16 protein-coding genes are annotated in these 17499 nt (G+C 61.8%); 2 read left to right on the top strand and 14 right to left on the bottom strand.

Annotated features, from left to right (window positions below):
• Positions 1 to 33: 33 nt before the first annotated feature.
• On the bottom strand, positions 34 to 1566 hold the full coding sequence (locus AB8A33_RS00530) for a porin (protein WP_439090981.1): 1533 nt from the start codon (positions 1564 to 1566) through the stop codon (positions 34 to 36).
• A 420-nt stretch (positions 1567 to 1986) separates the two neighbouring features.
• Here AB8A33_RS00530 and AB8A33_RS00525 point away from each other — a divergent pair, with 420 nt between their 5' ends.
• Complete coding sequence (locus AB8A33_RS00525; RefSeq protein WP_439090980.1) at positions 1987 to 2460, top strand: MarR family winged helix-turn-helix transcriptional regulator; 474 nt, start codon at positions 1987 to 1989, stop codon at positions 2458 to 2460.
• Positions 2461 to 2504: 44 nt separating this feature from the next.
• Here the strand turns inward: AB8A33_RS00525 and AB8A33_RS00520 are convergent, their stop codons facing one another.
• The 11 genes from AB8A33_RS00520 to AB8A33_RS00470 form a co-directional block, all read right to left on the bottom strand.
• The gene (locus AB8A33_RS00520) at positions 2505 to 3647 is read right to left on the bottom strand and encodes an alpha/beta hydrolase family protein (protein ID WP_439090979.1); all 1143 of its coding nucleotides are present in this window, start codon (positions 3645 to 3647) and stop codon (positions 2505 to 2507) included.
• Between the two features lie 229 nt (positions 3648 to 3876).
• Positions 3877 to 4221: a Rieske (2Fe-2S) protein gene (locus AB8A33_RS00515; RefSeq protein WP_439090978.1), complete on the bottom strand. Its 345-nt coding sequence runs from the start codon at positions 4219 to 4221 to the stop codon at positions 3877 to 3879.
• Positions 4211 to 4915 (bottom strand): ABC transporter ATP-binding protein, encoded by a 705-nt coding sequence (locus AB8A33_RS00510; protein WP_439090977.1) that lies wholly within the window; start codon positions 4913 to 4915, stop codon positions 4211 to 4213. The genes AB8A33_RS00515 and AB8A33_RS00510 overlap by 11 nt, the downstream gene beginning before the upstream one ends.
• Positions 4908 to 5720: an ABC transporter ATP-binding protein gene (locus AB8A33_RS00505; protein WP_439090976.1), complete on the bottom strand. Its 813-nt coding sequence runs from the start codon at positions 5718 to 5720 to the stop codon at positions 4908 to 4910. Before AB8A33_RS00505 ends, AB8A33_RS00510 begins: the two co-directional genes overlap by 8 nt.
• A complete protein-coding gene (locus AB8A33_RS00500) occupies positions 5720 to 6766 on the bottom strand; it encodes a branched-chain amino acid ABC transporter permease (protein ID WP_439090975.1) in 1047 nt (348 codons plus the stop codon). The genes AB8A33_RS00505 and AB8A33_RS00500 overlap by 1 nt, the downstream gene beginning before the upstream one ends.
• Complete coding sequence (locus AB8A33_RS00495; protein WP_439090974.1) at positions 6763 to 7635, bottom strand: branched-chain amino acid ABC transporter permease; 873 nt, start codon at positions 7633 to 7635, stop codon at positions 6763 to 6765. Before AB8A33_RS00495 ends, AB8A33_RS00500 begins: the two co-directional genes overlap by 4 nt.
• A gap of 72 nt (positions 7636 to 7707) precedes the next feature.
• Positions 7708 to 8862: an ABC transporter substrate-binding protein gene (locus AB8A33_RS00490; protein ID WP_439090973.1), complete on the bottom strand. Its 1155-nt coding sequence runs from the start codon at positions 8860 to 8862 to the stop codon at positions 7708 to 7710.
• 79 nt (positions 8863 to 8941) lie between these two features.
• On the bottom strand, positions 8942 to 10144 hold the full coding sequence (locus AB8A33_RS00485) for a xanthine dehydrogenase family Fe-S subunit (RefSeq protein WP_439090972.1): 1203 nt from the start codon (positions 10142 to 10144) through the stop codon (positions 8942 to 8944).
• Positions 10141 to 10977 (bottom strand): FAD binding domain-containing protein, encoded by an 837-nt coding sequence (locus AB8A33_RS00480; protein WP_439090971.1) that lies wholly within the window; start codon positions 10975 to 10977, stop codon positions 10141 to 10143. The genes AB8A33_RS00485 and AB8A33_RS00480 overlap by 4 nt, the downstream gene beginning before the upstream one ends.
• Positions 10974 to 13355, bottom strand: coding sequence for a xanthine dehydrogenase family protein molybdopterin-binding subunit (locus AB8A33_RS00475; RefSeq protein ID WP_439090970.1), 2382 nt, complete (start codon positions 13353 to 13355; stop codon positions 10974 to 10976). The genes AB8A33_RS00480 and AB8A33_RS00475 overlap by 4 nt, the downstream gene beginning before the upstream one ends.
• A gap of 39 nt (positions 13356 to 13394) precedes the next feature.
• On the bottom strand, positions 13395 to 14672 hold the full coding sequence (locus AB8A33_RS00470; RefSeq protein WP_439090969.1) for an amidohydrolase/deacetylase family metallohydrolase: 1278 nt from the start codon (positions 14670 to 14672) through the stop codon (positions 13395 to 13397).
• A gap of 210 nt (positions 14673 to 14882) precedes the next feature.
• Between AB8A33_RS00470 and AB8A33_RS00465 the strand changes: the two genes are divergently transcribed.
• A complete protein-coding gene (locus tag AB8A33_RS00465; RefSeq protein WP_439095818.1) occupies positions 14883 to 15326 on the top strand; it encodes a MarR family winged helix-turn-helix transcriptional regulator in 444 nt (147 codons plus the stop codon).
• Between the two features lie 78 nt (positions 15327 to 15404).
• Here the strand turns inward: AB8A33_RS00465 and AB8A33_RS00460 are convergent, their stop codons facing one another.
• Together AB8A33_RS00460 and AB8A33_RS00455 are read right to left on the bottom strand one after the other, a co-directional pair.
• Entirely contained in the window at positions 15405 to 15740 is a 336-nt protein-coding gene (locus tag AB8A33_RS00460; protein WP_439090968.1) for a 2Fe-2S iron-sulfur cluster-binding protein, read from the bottom strand.
• Entirely contained in the window at positions 15737 to 17458 is a 1722-nt protein-coding gene (locus AB8A33_RS00455; protein WP_439090967.1) for an FAD-binding protein, read from the bottom strand. The genes AB8A33_RS00460 and AB8A33_RS00455 overlap by 4 nt, the downstream gene beginning before the upstream one ends.
• Positions 17459 to 17499: the final 41 nt, after the last annotated feature.

Below are 17499 nucleotides of genomic sequence, written 5' to 3'. Positions count from 1 at the left end.
TTTCAGATAGCGATTGCCGTGAGGCAGTCGATATTAGAACGAGCGCAGGATCTGCACCGAGCCGTTGTAGAGGTTCTGGTCGGCGGTGTTGAAGACCGTACCGGCCGGCTTGCCCGACATGCCAGTACCAATGGTGGTGTAGGTGCCGTTCAGGTTCTGATCGAGGCGGCTGTAGGTGAACTGAGCCGACAGGGTCAGGTTCTGAACCGGGGTCCAGGCGGTACGGGTGCCGATCTGGGCGAGACCCAGGTCGAAGTTACCCGTGCCGGCGAAGGTGCCAGCACGAGCGGCAGCAGCCGCCGACGAGCTGAAGCCCGGGCCACCGGTGCTGACGCCGGTGAAGGCGGCCATCATCAGGTCGTTACCAGAGCCATAGGAGATATGGCTGTAGTTACCGAACAGCGACGTGCGCCAGGCCGGGTTCCAGTAATGCTCGTAGAAAGCGCTAACTTCCCAAGCGGAGCTCTGGATGATCTGGCCGTTGGTGGCGTAAACGCCATCGAGCACGTAGCCGAAGCCGAGGCTGTTACCATCAACCTTCGCGTAGCGGCCGCCACCCGAGGTATCGGTCGTGCCACCGAAGACGTACTTGGCAGCGCCCTTGCCGTACGATGCTTCGATCTTCAAGCTGTCGCCTGCGCCGGTGGGCAGGTTCTTGAATTCGACCGCACCGGTAACTGCGAAGCCGTAGCTGTCGTCAGCGTGACCGAGCTGCTCGTTCGCACCCGAGTAAAGGCCCGGGGTGATCGCATGCATTGCAGCGCCGAAGTGCAGGGTGCCCCAAGCCTGATCGAGGCGGATGTTGCCGACGATGTCAGGAATGTGGTTGCCGCCGTAGGCGTTGCCCACGAAGGTGTTCGAGTTCGTGCCGTAGAACGTACCCGGGAAGGTGCTCGCGCCTGGGCCGACGATGAACGTGTTGGTGTTCCAGAGACCGGCGTTGCGGTAGGGCGAAGCGTTTTCGATCGAGATCGTGCCCGACACGCCGTTACCGAACGAAGCGGTGTAAGCGAGCTGCGGGATACCGGTCGCGTTGTTCGAACCAGCGTTGAAGCCCGACGAGATGTACGGCTTGGCGAGCGCCCACTGGGGATCGAACTGCGAGACGGCCTTACCGAAGGTGAAGCCGGCGAACTGGATGAACGCGTAGTCGACTTCGGTGTAACCACCAGCGATCGATTCACGATCCTGGAGGAAGTCGAACTGAATGTTCGCGTAGGTACGAACCACGCCGTATTCGGTCGCGGTGCGGGTGTCCGTCGTCAAGTTGACGCGTTCACGGGTCGAGAAATAGTTCTTGGTCCAGAGATTGTTGCCGCCGGCACCACCCTGCCAGAACGGAACGTCGTAGGTGCTGCCGTTGAACGCAACGTCCAAACGGATCGCGCCGCCGATCTTGATGCAGGTATCGGTGCCCGGGATGTAGTAGAAGCCTGCGCCGTAGAGCGAGCAGATCTTCACGTATTCAACTGCCTTGGCCTTCACCGGAAGATCGGCTGCCTGAGCTCCGCCGATGGCGATCAGACCCGCCGCCGAGCCGAGGATAAGGCTCTTAATCATCGTCATGTTAAACCTCCAAGTTGTCCAAAAGGGAAGGTTCCGGATCTGCCAGGCGCGAGCGCCCGAAGATTTAGTCCCCCAAGTCCCCAAACTAACCGCTAGAGCACTTCGCGCTTTCGGAAACACCCGCATAACGCGAGGCACTCAAGCGAACTACTTCAACGGGACGATCGAGGGTTTCCCCATCGCCGGAACCAACAATGCCTGCGCAATTCTTAGAAGCAAAATACTTTATGAACTCAGGTAACTTTATCGCGATGCAGTGTGGTTTCCCGGCAACACACGAAATCGTGGTTTGCACGTCACAATTCACTGATACAATTATAGAAATCTGAAATCTGTGAGACGGTGGGAATGGCCGGCGGGGCGACAGCGACTATGCGTGGGGGATCTGCGGGCTGGAACGAAAACGAGCTTTCTATTTGGGTGACCGGCCAGAATCAGGAAGTCATCCGACAGTTCATCTGGGACATCGCTTCGATCAACGTTCATCTTGAGGGAATCCGCCAGTTCTGGGCCAAGGAGCTCGGCATCAGCGGACCGCAGTGGATGATCCTGATGGCCGTCAGCGACCTCGATCGCGGCAACGGCGTGCCGGTCAAGGATGTCTCCGCGATGCTCCACGTCGACCCCTCCTTTGTCACCACCCAATCCAAGATGCTCGAAAAGAATGGGTTCATGCGGCGCGTCGCGTCCCGCGAGGATGCCCGCGTTGTGCTGATGTCGCTATCCGACAAGGCCAGCAAGAAGATCTCCGCCCTATCGACCCGCAGGGAATCGCTCGGGGATTTCATTCTCAGCGATTTCGACGAGCAGGCCTTGAAGGAGATCGGACAGCACATGTCCCGGCTCAAGAATCGCCTCGAAAAGGCTGCACTGATGCTGGAAGTCGAGAGCTGAACATCGCCGGATGAGCGGCGGGTCAATCGACCGGGCCGCGCCCCCTACGTCGTCCTTGAGTTCAAACGATCGACAATCCAGTCGAAAATGAACTCGTTGCCCACGGTCGGAATATCGATCTGGGCGGGCGGAGCCACCGTTTCCGACGCGCGGAAGATCTTCAGTTCGATGTCGAGGCCGTTTTGTTTCATGACGCGGCAACATTCCGTGACGTGATCGACATCGAGCCAGTCGCGTTCGCCCATCGCAACCAGGACCGGGCATTTGATATTGGCGGCAACGCTGCTGCTGTTGAAGCCCTCGATTTCACTCGGACAGCCCAGACCTGCGCGGCCTGAAATACGGCTGGCAATAAACGCGCGCTCGTGAAGCTCCCAGATTCCGGCATCGCAAACAGCTGCTGCAAAGCGATCGTCGAGATTGGCGCCGCGCGTCGCAAAGGCAGCTCCCAGGCCGTCTCCGAAGATCGCAATTCGTTCTTGATCGATATCGCGGCGGTCGGCCAGGAAATCGACCCAGCCACTGATCGCCGTTTCGACCTCATACCGACAAGGCGACCCGATCATCTCCTGGCTGTAGGATTGACCGGGCAAATCGACGAGCAACAGCGAGAGACCGCGGTCCAGCGCGTAACTGGGCACCCTATGCAGATGCTCTTCCTTGTAGTGGCCTTGCCCGACGACGCAGAGAACGACCGGCTGCGGCCGCGTCGCGCGCGGCGCAGGAACGAAGTATCCCTGCAACACGCCGTCCCGCCACGGGATCTCGACGACCTCGCCGGCAGGCGTTGCATGCTGCACGTAAAGTCGGGCGCAATCCTGCATCAAGGCAATGGCGGCGCCTTGCCGCGGATCGCTGCAAGCGAGCATAACCTGAGCGGTGCGATAGTAGTTGGCCGCGCGCAGCCAGTTACTCAGCGCCGTCGGGATGCGGCCGCTGGCCAGCGCCTCCGCGGCGCGGTCACGGTTGATATCAGCCGCGTTATGCCATTCGCGATACCAGCTCTCGTCATCGCGTGGATTGATGCGCTCCGCCGCCAGAAAACACTCAGAAACCGTGCTTCCGCCTTCCTGGGCCGCGCGCAACACGCGCAGGAACTGCAGCGAAAAGTCTTCATGGCCAGGCCATTGCTGCCAGCCACGCGCCTGCGACAACGGGATGGCCCTGCCGAAATCGATAATGGTCACATCCCTAGCCCTTGACGGAGATCGCTTGAAAGATCGACGAGAAGCATGGGTCTTGCGCCCATTTTTGTAATGGCCAGACACACGCCGGAGTCTGACTTTTCAGCAGTATTATCCGCGCTTTACGAGGGGGCAAGCATGATTATTATACCGCAACTGCACCAATTGAATGCTGCAGCGCCAACGAATTCTGCATCCAGGCCCGATGCCGCGTAACTCTTGCGAAGGCTTGTTACTTCGGGACGATGGCCTGGGTGTCGACCCAGATTTGCGCATCGCTTTCGCGCACCGGATAGCGTCGCAAACCCCTGCTCGGCCAACCGGGCGAGATACTGCCGTCTGCCAGATCGAACCAGGCCAGATGACGCGGACAGTGCAGCCGGCGATCGGCGACGCGGCCAAGACTGAGATCGGCCTGCTCATGTGGACAGGCGCGCTCGCAGGCGTAAATCGTCTCACCATCCTGCACGATGAGAACACCGAGGCCAGCCACCTTGACGCAAACGATTGTCTGTTCGGTCAGGCGCTCGCGCGAACAGACCGCGACCCATCGGGCAGGATCTTCGTCATCCGCCAAGATAGGCCCGTCGCACATGCTCGTTCTCGATCAGCTCCGCTCCCGCACCGGACAGCACGACACGGCCGGACTCCAGCAGATAGGCATGATCGCACATCTCGAGCGCGGCGAAGGCATTCTGCTCAACGAGCAAAACAGTCGTGCCGGCGTCGCGGATCGCGCGAATGATCGCAAAGGTACGCTCGACGATGTTGGGCGCGAGACCGAGCGACGGTTCATCGAACATCACCAGGCGCGGCCGTGACATCAGCGCACGACCGATCGCCAGCATCTGCTGCTCGCCGCCGGACAACGTGCCCGCCGCCTGCTTGCGGCGTTCGGCGAGGCGCGGGAATTCGCCATAGATGCGGTCGCGGTCCACAGTGACTTCGCTCGTGTCCGAGCGCAGATAGGCACCCATGTCGAGATTTTCGGCCACCGTCATATGCGGAAAGACGCGACGCCCTTCCGGACAATGTGCGATGCCTTTGGTGAGCACCCGCTGCGCGCCGATGCCGGTGATGTCTTCGCCGTCGAAATGCAGACTGCCGGAGCGCGATGGCACGAGGCCCGAGATCGCCCGCAGCGTCGTGCTCTTGCCGGCGCCGTTGGCGCCGATCAGCGCCACGAGCTGGCCAGCCTTGACCGAAAGCGAAATGCCCTTGAGGGCTGAGATCTGGCCATAGGCGCAAACCATGTCACGAATCTCAAGCATGGACCGCGACCTCCTTGACTACATCCTTCGCACTCTGGCCGAGATAGGCCTCGATCACCGCGGGATTCTTGCGGATTTCATCGGGCGGTCCTTCGGCGATGATGCGTCCGTAATTCAGTACGACGATGCGATCCGACACGCTCATCACCATTGGCATGTCATGCTCGACCAAAAGGATTGTGACGCCACAGTCCCGGATATTGCGGATCAACTGCACGAATGTATGCGTCTCCGACGCGTTCATGCCGGACACCGGCTCGTCTAGCAGCAGCATCTTCGGCTGCGCCGCCAGCGCCAATGCCACACCGACGAGCCGCTGCTCACCATAGGACAACGAGCCGGCGAGATCGTTGGCGCGCGCCTCGAGTCCGATCCAGCGCACCAACTCGGCGGCACGTGCACGCTGCGCCTTCTCCGATGCGCGGGCACGCGGCAGGCCGAGAATGGCTTCGGCTAGGCCGAGCTTGCCTTTAAGCTCGCCTTGGCGATGCAGGCCGATCAGGACGTTGTCGTAGACCGTGTCATTGGGAAACACGCTGGTGCGCTGAAAGGTGCGGATCAGGCCGAGATCCGCGATTTCATGCGGTTTCTTGCCCTTGAGATCCGCGCCGTAATATTTCACCGCGCCCTTGGTGGGCGTGAGGAAGCCGGTCATGACGTTGAAGGCCGTGGTCTTGCCGGCGCCGTTCGGCCCGATCAGGCTGACGATCTCACCTTTGTTGACATGGAAGTTCATGTCCGAGATCGCGACGAGGCCACCGAAATGGACCGCAACATGTTCGATGCTGAGTACAGTCTCGGCCATCACGCGTGCTCCTCGGCGGTGCGTTCGGAAACGGCGATGGACGCCCGTCTGGTTCCGCCGGCACGGGCCAAGCCGAGTTTCGCGGCAAGCGACGGCACGATGCCGCGCGGCATCACGAACAGGATGACGATAAGCACCACGCCATAGGTGATCCACTGCGCTTCCGGCGGCATGATCGGCCGCAGGAACACCGGCAGCAGACCAAAGATGACGCCGCCGACGACGGGCCCGGCCAGCGATCCCTTGCCGCCCGACACCACCATGATCACCATGGTCACCGTCGAGATAAAAGCGAAGACGTCGGGATCGATGATACGGATGTAATGCGCGTAAAGGCTTCCCGCTGCGCCGGCAATACCGGCAGAGATCACCGCGGCCAGTGTCAGCGTCTTTGTCACATCGATGCCGACGGCCACAGCCAGCGTTTCGTTCTCCATCAGCCCGCGCATGGCGCGGCCGTAATGTGAATGAACGAGGCGTGAAATCAGGAAATATGAGATCGCTGCCACAGCGAGCACAAGATAGTAATTGTGAAACTTGGTCTTCAGCGCGAGATAACCAAGCCCTGGCAGACCTATCATAATGGACGGAATATTGGTCAGCGCCAACGGGCCCTGCGTGAGCTCGACCCAGTTCAGCGCCACCAGCCTGACAACTTCGGCGAACGAGATCGTGACGATCACGAAATAGGCGCCGCGCACGCTGAACGACAGGCGTCCGACCAGATAGCCACAGAAGCCCGAGATGACGATCGCCAGAAAGAAGCCTGCAATCGGCGGCCACGGCACGTGGACGATATGGAAATCACCGTAGATCGGCACATCGAATCCCAGCGATATGAGCGCGCTGACATAGGCGCCGATACCGAAGAAGGCGATATGGCCAAGGCTGAGCTGCCCGGTGAAGCCGAGCAGCAGATTCAGACTCATGGCGCCGATGATGAAAATACCGGTCGTGATCAGCGCATTGAGCAGATACGGATCCGTCAGCCACATCGGCACGGAAGCGAAGAAGGCGAGACAAAGGAGCGTGACGATCTGCTTCATCCGACGCGCTCCGCCCGTGCGAACAATCCTGTCGGTTTGAAGATCAGCACCATGATGATGATCAGGAAGCCCATCGCATCGCGATAGCCCGACGAGACGTAGCCGGCGCCGAGCTCTTCCGCCAAAGCGAGAATAAAGCCGCCGATGACAGCGCCGGTGATATTGCCGAGGCCGCCAAGGATGACGATGGCGAAGGCCTTAACCGCAGCGAGATCGCCCATCTGCGGGAACACGACATAGACCGGGCCGAGCAGCGCGCCGGCGGCGGCGGCCAAGCTCGAGCCGATTGCGAAGGTCGAGGTGTAGATCAGGCTGACATTGACGCCCATCAATGCTGCCGTGTCGGAATCCTGGAAGGTCGCGCGCATCGCCTTGCCGAGTTTCGTGAGATTGATCAACGAGTAAGCCAGCACGATCAGCAGCGCCGCCGCGAACAGCACGAACAGCCGCAGCCAGGACACGGACACCGGCCCGATCACCAGCGGAGCATCAGGAAACGGATTGTCGATCGACTTGGCGACACCGCCCCAGATCCACAATGCGCCGGACTGCATCGCGATCCAGGCGCCGATCATTACCAGCATGGTGGTGTCGATATCGGCGCCGCGCAGCGGTCGCAGCAGCGTGATCTCGATGACGGCGCCCAGCAGCCAGCCGGCAACGATCGCCACCGGCAGCGCGACAAAGAAATTCAGGCCAAGCTGATGCACGACGATGAACATCATATAGGCGCCGAACGTGTAGAGGATGCCGTGGGTGAAGTTCACCACGTTCATGATGCCGAAGATCAGCGTCAGCCCGATGCCGAGCAGCGCATAGGTGCCGCCGAGCACGAGCATATTGACGACATGTTGCAGGAGCTGGTCCACGCGCGACTCGCAATGTTTTGAGGAAAGTGGGACCCGCGCAAAAGGCGCGGATCCCAGAACGACGTGTCTGGATCAGAGATCCTTCATCACGATCTTGCCGCCGGCAATCTCGACCAGATAGACGTTCGGGAAGCTCTGGCCGCTCTCCTGACCTGTGGGACCCGACTTCTTGAACACGATGTCGCCGTTCAGACCCTTGACGTCGATTTTCCAGAGCGCGTCCTTGATCGCCGCGGGCTCGGCCTTGCCGGCCTTCTCGATAGCGGCCGCAATGGTGCGAATGCCGTCATAGCCGCGGAAGCTCTCGGTGCAGCCCGCGAAATCGAAGCCGCGCTTCTTCCACTCACCGATGAAGTAGGTGGTGGCTTCGGGGTTCGGAGTCTTTTCCGGCATCCAGGGCAGGAACGTGGTCAGATGCATGGTGTCGTTGGCAGCGGCACCGGCCTGCGCGATGATCTGGTCAGGGTTCTGCGAACCGCCGGTGGTGATGATCCGCTTCTTCAGGCCGAGCGCAGCCGCCTGCTTGAAGATCAGCGTCAACTGATCGACTGCGGCCGTGATGATCACGGTCTCGGAGTCCGTCGCCTTGATCTTGGCGAGCTGCGCGCTCATGTCCTGGGCCGATTGGTCCATGGTCTCGACCAGACCGATGGCGATGCCTTTTTCCTTCATCATCTTGCTGAAGTCCTCGGCAGTGCCGCGGCCCCAGTCATTGTTAATGACAAGGAAATCCACCTTCTTCAGCGCCAGCTTGTCGACGATGTTCTTGAACGCAGCCGCTTCGACAAAGGACGGCGGCGAGATGCGGAACACGTAAGGATTGCCCGAGGTGGTGATCTTGCTGGCCGACGAGGTCTCGACGACCATCGCGGTTTCGTATTCAACCAGCTTCGGCATCACCGCGAGGGTGAGGCTGGAGCCCCAGGCGCCCAGCATGACGGGGACCTTGTCGCGGGTGATCAGCTTCTCGGCGACGGCAGCGGCTTCCGTCGGGTTGCTCTTGTTGTCCTCAATAACGAGCTCGATCTTCTTGCCGAGAAGACCACCCTTGGCGTTGATCTCGTCGGCGGCGATCTTGGCGCCGTTGACGACATAGGTGCCCGATGCGGCGAAGGCGCCCGTCAGCGGCTCATTGACGCCGATCTTGATCGTTTGCGCAGTCGCAGCGCTGCCCAGGAAAGCAATTGCCAGAGCGGCGGCCGAAGCTGCCTTGATGGTCCGTATCATGTGGTCCTCCAGTGTTACGCTGATGAAGCTTGCGCAGTCCAAACCTCGCCGTTCGCATGTCCAAGCGAACGTCGATCTCTCACGCCGATCCTCCACGCCCGGTGAGGCGGCGAACGACATGCATCGCGCGCTCACGCAGGAGACCAAGGATCAACGAAACACCATTCAGATCGGCTGCCGCTGACGGCGCCGATGTCACATCGCCCGACAGGCGGCGATCGAGATTGCCGGCGAATTCCGCGACCAGCCGGCCCGCGAGATCGCGCGCCAGCCCGCTGCGACCGACCTGTGCCAGCATGCCGGTGAGGCTGTAGCCGATGGAAAGCTCGACACGCGTGGCCACGCCGTCATCCTGCGGCACAAGCCGGTAACGAATCTCGCCTTGCGTGGTGGAGCGGCTGCGCTGGTCGTTGCCGACGCCGAGAATGCGGCCGGAGAGATTAGCCTCGTCGCGTTCGACCCGCGCGGCACCGTCGAAGTTCGCGGAGATGGGACCGATCTTGACACGGATCGCGCCTTCGACGCGCTCCGGCCTAGGTGTGCCGACCAGTGTCGCCCCGGGCAGGCACGAGGCGACGGCCGCGATGTCATCGAACAGCGCGAACACTTTCGCCGGAGGATGCGCCACGGTGAACTGCTGCTCGAGCGTGGTCGACGGCGTGAAATCAGGAATCTCCAGCGGCGTGACGACTTCTGCCGCTTCGCGCGCCGCAGGTTTCGTCGCCGCGAGTTTTTGCGAACTGACGCACACTTTGTGCCCCGAACCCGCCGGCCCAAGCACCTTGCGGCCGCCATCCGGCTCCGGCGCGATATCGCGCGCGCGGCGCTCGGTGATGACCGACTGCACGGCACGGACGATACCGACATAGCCGGTGCAGCGGCAGAGATTGCCTGACATGCCGATGCGAATTTTCCTCTCATCGGCATCCGGCAGGCGCTTCACCAGATCGCGTGCGGAGACCAGCATACCCGGGGTGCAGTAACCGCATTGCAAGGCATGTTCGCGCGTGAAGGCCGCACGCAATTCGCCAGCGATCTCATCATCATCGAGACCCTCGATGGTGGTGACGTCAGCGCCGTCGCACGCCACCGCATAAGTGATGCAGGAGCGCGTCGGCACGCCATCAACCAGGATCGTGCAGGCGCCACAGACGCCATGCTCGCAGCCGAGATGCGTGCCCGTGAGATCGAGCGTGTCGCGCATCAGGTCGGCGAGACTCGTGCGCGGCTCGACGTCCTTCTTCACGGCGCGGGTGTTGACGGTGAGTTCGACCGAGTTCATGCCGCCGCCTCCGCAACGGCGCGACGCAGCACCGTGGCATGGATGTGCCGGTCGGCGGCATCGCTCATTCCGGCTTTCGACAGCAGGCTATCGGCGGCTCGCGCATCGAATTTCTTCTTGAAATCGCTGGTGATGCGGCCACCGAATAGTTCTTCGGCGTTGTCGATGATGATAGGCGCAGCTTCGACGGCGCCAATGACAATGCGAGCTTTGCTCGCCTCGGGATCGATCAGCACCGCGCCGATGGCATGGGCGAATTCGCCTGTCTTGCGGCAGCTCTTCACATAACCCCAGCGCGCGGAGGAAGACATCACTGGCACGCGTACGGCTTCCAGCATCTCGCCGGGCTGCAGCACGCTTTCCAGCGCACCCAGCATGAAATCCTTCATCGCCACATGCCGCGCGCCTTTGGCGCTGCGCAGCGAGAGCGTTGCACCGAGCGCCGCAAAGGTGGAAACCCAATCGGCGGAGGGATCGGCATGGCTGAGCGATCCACCGACCGTGCCGCGGTTACGCACCGCGCGATAGGCGATGGCTGACGCCACCCGCTGCATCGCGCCGCGCGTCACATCGGGAATGCGGCCGTCCTCGATATCGGCATGAGTCACGCAGGCGCCAATCACCAACTCACCACCGCTGACTTCCACATGCTTCAGTTCAGCGAGGCCTGTAATATCAACGATGGTATCGGGGGCGACGAGACGTAGGTTCAGCATCGGCCCGAGCGACTGGCCACCAGCCATGATCTTCACGACGCCATCGGTACCGGTCATCACGGCCAGAGCCGAGGCGACATCGCGCGGCCGCTCATAGGCGAAGGGTGCCGGTTTCATGCGGCGGTCCTCTTCGCATCGCGCGCAGCAAGAATGCTTTCGAGCACACGGCGCGGCGTGATCGGCGACTGCAGCATCTCGACGCCAAGGCCACGCAGCGCATCGTTGACCGCATTGCCAATGGCCGCTGGCGGCGCGATGGCGCCACCTTCGCCGATGCCCTTGACGCCGAACTTGGTGTAGGGCGACGGCGTTTCCATGTGATCGAGCCACGGCATCGGCACTTCGGTCGGCCCGGGCAGCAGATAATCGGCCAATGTCGTATTGAGCGGCTGGCCGGCGCGATCGAACGGCATTTCCTCGTAGAGCGCCGTACCGATGCCCTGCGCGAGACCGCCATAGATCTGGCCATCGACGATCATCGGATTGACCAGCACGCCGCCGTCTTCGACGATCACATAGTCGAGGATCTCCACATCGCCCAGATCAGGATCAACGGCGACAGTCACCGCATGCGCGGCGTAGCTGAAGGTGCCGCTGTCGCGCTGCGGCTTGTAGCCGGAGGTCGCCTCCAGGCCACCGGGATCGACATCGCCCGGCAGATCCTGCGGGCGGCGGTACCAGGTGTGCGCGATTTCCTTCAGCGTGACACTGCCATTGGGCCCGCGGATTTCGCCATCGACCAGCACGACACTGGCTTCATCGACCTGCAACAACTTGGCGCCGATCTTCTTGGCGCGTTCGCCGAGTTCGTGACACGCGGTCGCGACAGCACCGCCGGCCATCACCATGCAGCGCGAGCCCCATGTGCCGGTCGAATACGGCGTCATCGCCGTGTCGCCATGCACCACGCGAATCTTGGCGACATCGACGCCGAGCATCTCAAATGCGACCTGCGACAGCGTCGTCTCGAGGCCCTGACCGTGCGAATGCACGCCGACCTTGAGTTCGAGTCCGCCATCCGGCGTCAGTCGCGCGGTAGCCTGTTCGTGGCCAGGCACCATGGGAATGCCCCAGCCGGAATAGACCGAGGTGCCATGCGCCGCCTGCTCGCAATAGATCGAGAGACCGACACCGATCAGCCGTCCGTCGTCCTCGCCCTTGCGCTGGCGCGCACGGATGCCATCGATATCGATCTGCGCGACGGCACGGCGCAACGCCTCGGGATAGTCGCCACTGTCGAAATGTTTCTTGGTGATGTTGTCGAACGGCATCTGCTCCGGCCGCACCAGATTGCGCAGCCGGACGTCGCCGGGCTCAAGCCCCGCTTCAGCGGCGACCAGATCGAGCATCAATTCCAGCGCGAAACACACGCCGGTTCGGGCGACGCCGCGATAGGGCAGGATTGGACATTTGTTGGTGGCAACCGAATAGGTCCGGCAGCGATAGGCCGGCATCTGATAGGGGCCGGGCAAAATGCTGACCACCTGCGCCGCTTCGAGGCAGGCCGAGAACGGATAGGACGAATAGGCGCCGGAATCGACCGTGGCTTCGCAATCGATTCCGCGCAGCGTGCCGTCGCGATCCGCATAAACGGTGATCTTGTAGTGATGCTCGCGGCAGTTCGCGGCAGCGGTAAGATGCTCGCGGCGATCCTCGATCCAGCGCACGGGGAAGCCGCGCTTCATGGTGAGCCACGACAGGCAGACTTCCTCCGGCAGCAAGATGCCCTTGTGGCCGAAGCCGCCACCGACATCCGGCGAGACGATCCTGATCTGTCCTTGATCCATCTCAAGGCAGTCGGACAGACCGTTGCGCACAATGTGCGGCATCTGACTGCCCGTATAGAGCGTGAGCTGATCGAGACGATGATCGAACGTGGCGATGACACCCCGACCTTCGAGCGGCGACATGCATTGTCGCGCGGTCGAGATCTCGCGTGTCACCTTGATCGGCGCATCGAGCGCGCTGGAAATATCGAGTTCGAAGAAGCTTTCGAGAAAGACGTTGTCGCCCCAGTGTTCATGCACCAGTGGCGAGCCGGGCTCGCGCGCTTTCAGCATATCGTAGACGGCGGGCAGCTCTTCGAGATCGAGCGTGACGGAAGCCGCGATATCCTCGGCCTCGGCGCGCGTGGGCGCAACGCACATGGCGACGAGTTCGCCAACTTGACGGATCTTGTCGATCGCCAGAATGGGTTGATCGGACGGCTTGAATCCAGCCAGCCCCGTAATCGCGCGGATCGGCTTGATGCCGACGAGATCGGCGGACGTGAACACCACATCGCGATAACGCTCGGGAACATGGATCGCCCGGATTCGCGCATGGGCCAACGGACTGCGGACAAAAGCGACGTCCTGCAATCCCGCCAGCCTGATATCGCCGACAAATTGCCCGCGCCCGCGCATGAGGCGATCGTCCTCCTTGCGCGGCACGCGCGCGCCGACGCCCTGCTTTGAAGCAGGCGCGGCGGGCGAGATATCTCGCTCATTGCGCATCGACAGACTCCCGGCGTCTTCCCAACGGGCTTGCAAACCTCAGGCCGCGACGGCTTGAGGCAGGATCGGAGCGATTGGATCGAAGCGGACGCCTTCGCGCAGGCAGAACGCCGGCTGTAGCAGGCCGTTCGCAATCACGTCGGTATTCTCGTTGTCGCGCAGGATGTAACGGCCCGACTTCTCGACGAGCACCGAGACATCGGCATCCATGCCGACCTTGAGCGAGCCGATCTTGTCGGACAGCCCGATCATCTTCGCCGGATTGGACGTCACCATCGGCACGACCTGCTCCAGCGTGAGGCCGAGCGAAATCATCGAACTCATCGCCTGCACCAGGCTGAATTTGGCCTGGCCCTTGAACGGATGATTCTCGTCGTCCTCGTGCTCGTCCGGCGTGCCGGCCGGCGCGGGCACTTCGGTGTTGTAGCCATGGATATCGGCGCCGAGCGTATTCGGCACGATGCCGGCCGCAATCGCCTTCTTGGCGAGGCGATAGGAAAAGTGGCTGCCATGACCGACATCGATCTTGAGACCGCGATCGATCGCCGCCTGGATCACCGGATGCACCTCGCCCTCGCGATTGACGAAGCCACCGGGATGCCGCGTGAACGGATGCGCCAGCACGTCGCCCTCCTTCAGCAGCGGAATCACGCGCTCCAGGATCGTATCGACGTCCTCACCGTTGTTGCCCGACTCTGGCAGGCCCCAGAGCTGGCCGAAATGCACATAGACCGGCAGTTCAGCGCGCTTGCCGATCTCCGCTGCCATTTCCATCACGCGAATGCCCCAGCGCGCGAAGCCGCCAATTTCGGCATGGGCCTTGATGCCGCGCACAAGGTCGCGATTGGCGACGGCAGACTTCACAGTCGCATCGATATCGACGCCATCCGGGCTGTAGAGATTGGGATAGAAGTGACCTTCGAGGCCGCCGACGAGATAGGTCGATAAAAACGCGTAAACGCGTGATTTCGCGGGCTCGGCGATGAAATGACGAAAGCCGGGCAGCGTCATGCAGGACGGACCGCCCTGATCGATCAGTGTGGTGACGCCGGACTGCACGCCGACCATATCGGGCTGCATGCCGAAGCGGCCACTGACATACTGATAGACATGCGCGTGGGTATCGATCATGCCCGGCAGCACCAGCTTGCCTGAGACGTCGATCACCTCCTTCGCACTGGTTGGCAGAATGTCGGCCTGCACGGCGGCGATCTTGCCGTTGCGGATGGCGACATCCTTGATGCCGTCGATGCCGGCTGCGGGATCGATAACGCGACCACCGCGCAGCAGCAGGTCGAATGAGGCAGTAACAGACATGGCGATCTCCTTACGCTCCAGCGGACTTTAGAGGCCCACCAAAATACGAAGCATACTTCGTAATTTACAAAAGCAAAGTCCGTGCCATATGAGTTGCAATGCGATATTTTCAGAGCACCTGCACCATGCGAGAAGCAGTCGCTACCAGGAGACACTGAGTTGCCCAAAGCAAAGCCACGGCGCGATCAAGCCGCCCACAAGCCATGGCCACTGGAACAGCGGCCCGGATTTCTGATCCGCAGGCTGCATCAGATCCATGTCGCACTGTTCCAGGAGGCGTGCAGCGCCTTCGAGATGACGCCCCTGCAATACAGCCTACTGTCGGCGCTGGCGGTGCGCGGGACCGCCGATCAAACGACCTTAGCCGCTGATATTGCTCTGGATCGCACGACGACGACGGGCGCGCTGAAGCGCCTAGAATCGCGCAAACTGGTGGAACGCCCGGTCAGTGACGATGACCGCCGGGCGCGTGTTTGCAGACTGACGCCCGCCGGCGCGGCGCTGCTGAACAAGATCGAAGCCGCCGCCCGTGACGCGCATCGCGCAACCCTTGGCAGCCTGTCGAAACCGGAACAGGCCACCTTCATTGCGCTGATGCAGCGCATTGTCGCAGAGAACGCGACCCGCAATGCCGCGCCCGATCTCGCGGAATAAGAACGCTGGACAACAGTTTCGCCAGATTAGAACGGCTATAAATTAGTCAGACTGATCGCCTTAGAGGCAAACAAACATTCAGGATCGCAGCACCAACCGCTCGTCCGGTGGCGCGATTTCGGTGACGAGATCGCGGATCAGCGCTTTCTTCGGCAGCGGCGCGAGTGTGGTCGTGCCCTCCTTCAGGCGCACCGTGCAGGCGTAATCGACCTTGCCGTCGATCAGCATCATGCATTCCTTGCACGCATTGGCATTGATGCAGGCGAAGCGAAACGCCAGCGAGGGATCCGCGCTGCGCCTGATAGCGCGCAGGCCGTCAAGGATGGACTGGCCGTGTTCGAAAGGAATATCGAACGTGTCGTGATGCGACGTTTCACCGAAGGCACCGCGCTGAATGCTGAGTGTCGCTTTCATGCGACAGCCTTTCCGGTGGTGGGCATGACCTTGCGCAGGGTCATGTCGCTGCCCGACAGTGCCACGATCTGGTTGACACTCCACGCGTCGTTGAGACCGAGATGATCGTCGCGCTGATGCGCGCCGCGGCTTTCGGTGCGTGCCAGTGCGGGGACGGCGACGGATTGCGCAACGGCCAGCATATTGCGGAGATCCAGCCAGTCGGCCAGTACAGGATCAAACGCGTCTGCAGATGCAAATGGCGTATCGCCGAGATCGGCCTTCAGTTGCGCGATGGCGGGTATCGCCGCACGCAGCTTGGCATCTGTGCGGAACGGACCGACATCATCGGCCATCACGGCCTGCAGCTTCACGATGACCGCTGCGGGATTTGGCGCATCACGTTTGCTGGCACTGCGCAGCAGATCGATTGCCGGCGTCGCCGCATCGGCTGACCACATCGACGCATTCTGCTTCGCGTGCTCTGCAGCACTGCGGCCTGCGCGCGCGCCGAATACAAAGGCCTCGGTGATCGCATTGCCTGATAGCCGGTTGGCGCCATTGGCGCCGCCGACCGCCTCACCGCAAGCGAACAGCCCGGGCACGCCGGTCTGCATCATGTCGTTCACGCGGATGCCGCCCATATGATAATGCGCGATCGGGGCAACCTCGACAGGACGCTGTGCGAGATCAATGCCGTTTTCGGCGAGCCGATCCACCACCGGCCCGAACGCCTTGCGGATTTCAGCTTCGGGCACATGCTGGAAGCTCAGATAGGCGCCGCCGGCGGGGCTGCCGCGGCCCGCCTCGACCTCCTTGGTGATCGCATAGGTCGCCAGATCGCGCGTCAGCACATAGGTGCCGTCACTGCGCTTGTCCCGCGTCGCATAGTCCTCTTCGAATTCGCGCATCTCTGAATTCAACAGCTTACCGCCAAGCTTGTAGCGGAACGGGTCCCACATGATCGGATCCATGCCGACGAGCCGCGGCGCGAGATGGCCGATCGGGAAGAACTGCACGAACTCCATGTCGATCAGTTCGGCGCCCGCGCGCAAGGCCAACGCATAACCGTCGCCGCCCATATTTGACGACGCGCTGTTGCGCCGATAGAGCCCGGTGAGCCCGCCTGTCGCGATCACCACGGCCTTCGCCGCGAGTGTCACCGCCTGCCCGGTCGGCAGATGCAAGGCTGTCGCGCCACAGGCTTCGCCATCACGCAATGCGATATCGACAATGGTGAGATCGCCTATGCGGCGAATGCCGCTCGCGTTATTCAGCTGCGTGCGCAACGTCTTCGACACCGCGGGGCCCGTTGAGAGAAAGTCCACATAGGCGCAGCGCGGCCGGTCATGTCCCGGTGCCTGCGCCTGTTTGATATGGCCGTCCTCGCGCGCCCAGCCGACCTTCCATGCATCCATCTCGCGCAAACGTTGCGGGCCATCTTCGCAGAGCAACGCCGCAAGACGCTCATCGCAGAGCCCGCGACCTGCCGCGAGCGTATCGGCGAAGTGATGTTCCCAGTGATCCGGCGTCTGCTCGCCCAAGGCGGCTGCGACCGTCATCTGGGCCATCACCGTGGCACCGCCACGCCCGATCAGGCTGCGATCGGCAAGAATGACCGACGCGCCGCCCTTCGCTGCTTCCAGTGCCGCATACATGCCGGCACCACCGGCGCCGATCACGAGGACATCGGATTCGAGATGGGTGGGAACCGAAATATTGGGAGAAGGTGATGTCATGGTCAGACGAGTGTCTCTTCAAACAAAGGCGTTGTCAGCAA

It is taken from the genome of Tardiphaga sp. 813_E8_N1_3, assembly GCF_051811025.1.
Classification (GTDB): Bacteria; Pseudomonadota; Alphaproteobacteria; order Rhizobiales; family Xanthobacteraceae; genus Tardiphaga.
The sequence above is the reverse complement of the archived record's forward strand: the minus strand, read 5'-3'. Positions and strand labels throughout refer to the sequence as shown.

Coding starts and splice junctions, on each gene's coding strand:
- AB8A33_RS00530 (WP_439090981.1), bottom strand. CDS start 1,566: ATGACGATGATTAAGAGCCTTATCCTCGGCTCGGCGGCGGGTCTGATC.
- AB8A33_RS00510 (WP_439090977.1), bottom strand. CDS start 4,915: ATGCTTGAGATTCGTGACATGGTTTGCGCCTATGGCCAGATCTCAGCC.
- AB8A33_RS00505 (WP_439090976.1), bottom strand. CDS start 5,720: ATGGCCGAGACTGTACTCAGCATCGAACATGTTGCGGTCCATTTCGGT.
- AB8A33_RS00500 (WP_439090975.1), bottom strand. CDS start 6,766: ATGAAGCAGATCGTCACGCTCCTTTGTCTCGCCTTCTTCGCTTCCGTG.
- AB8A33_RS00490 (WP_439090973.1), bottom strand. CDS start 8,862: ATGATACGGACCATCAAGGCAGCTTCGGCCGCCGCTCTGGCAATTGCT.
- AB8A33_RS00485 (WP_439090972.1), bottom strand. CDS start 10,144: ATGAACTCGGTCGAACTCACCGTCAACACCCGCGCCGTGAAGAAGGAC.
- AB8A33_RS00480 (WP_439090971.1), bottom strand. CDS start 10,977: ATGAAACCGGCACCCTTCGCCTATGAGCGGCCGCGCGATGTCGCCTCG.
- AB8A33_RS00475 (WP_439090970.1), bottom strand. CDS start 13,355: ATGCGCAATGAGCGAGATATCTCGCCCGCCGCGCCTGCTTCAAAGCAG.
- AB8A33_RS00470 (WP_439090969.1), bottom strand. CDS start 14,672: ATGTCTGTTACTGCCTCATTCGACCTGCTGCTGCGCGGTGGTCGCGTT.
- AB8A33_RS00460 (WP_439090968.1), bottom strand. CDS start 15,740: ATGAAAGCGACACTCAGCATTCAGCGCGGTGCCTTCGGTGAAACGTCG.
- AB8A33_RS00455 (WP_439090967.1), bottom strand. CDS start 17,458: ATGACATCACCTTCTCCCAATATTTCGGTTCCCACCCATCTCGAATCC.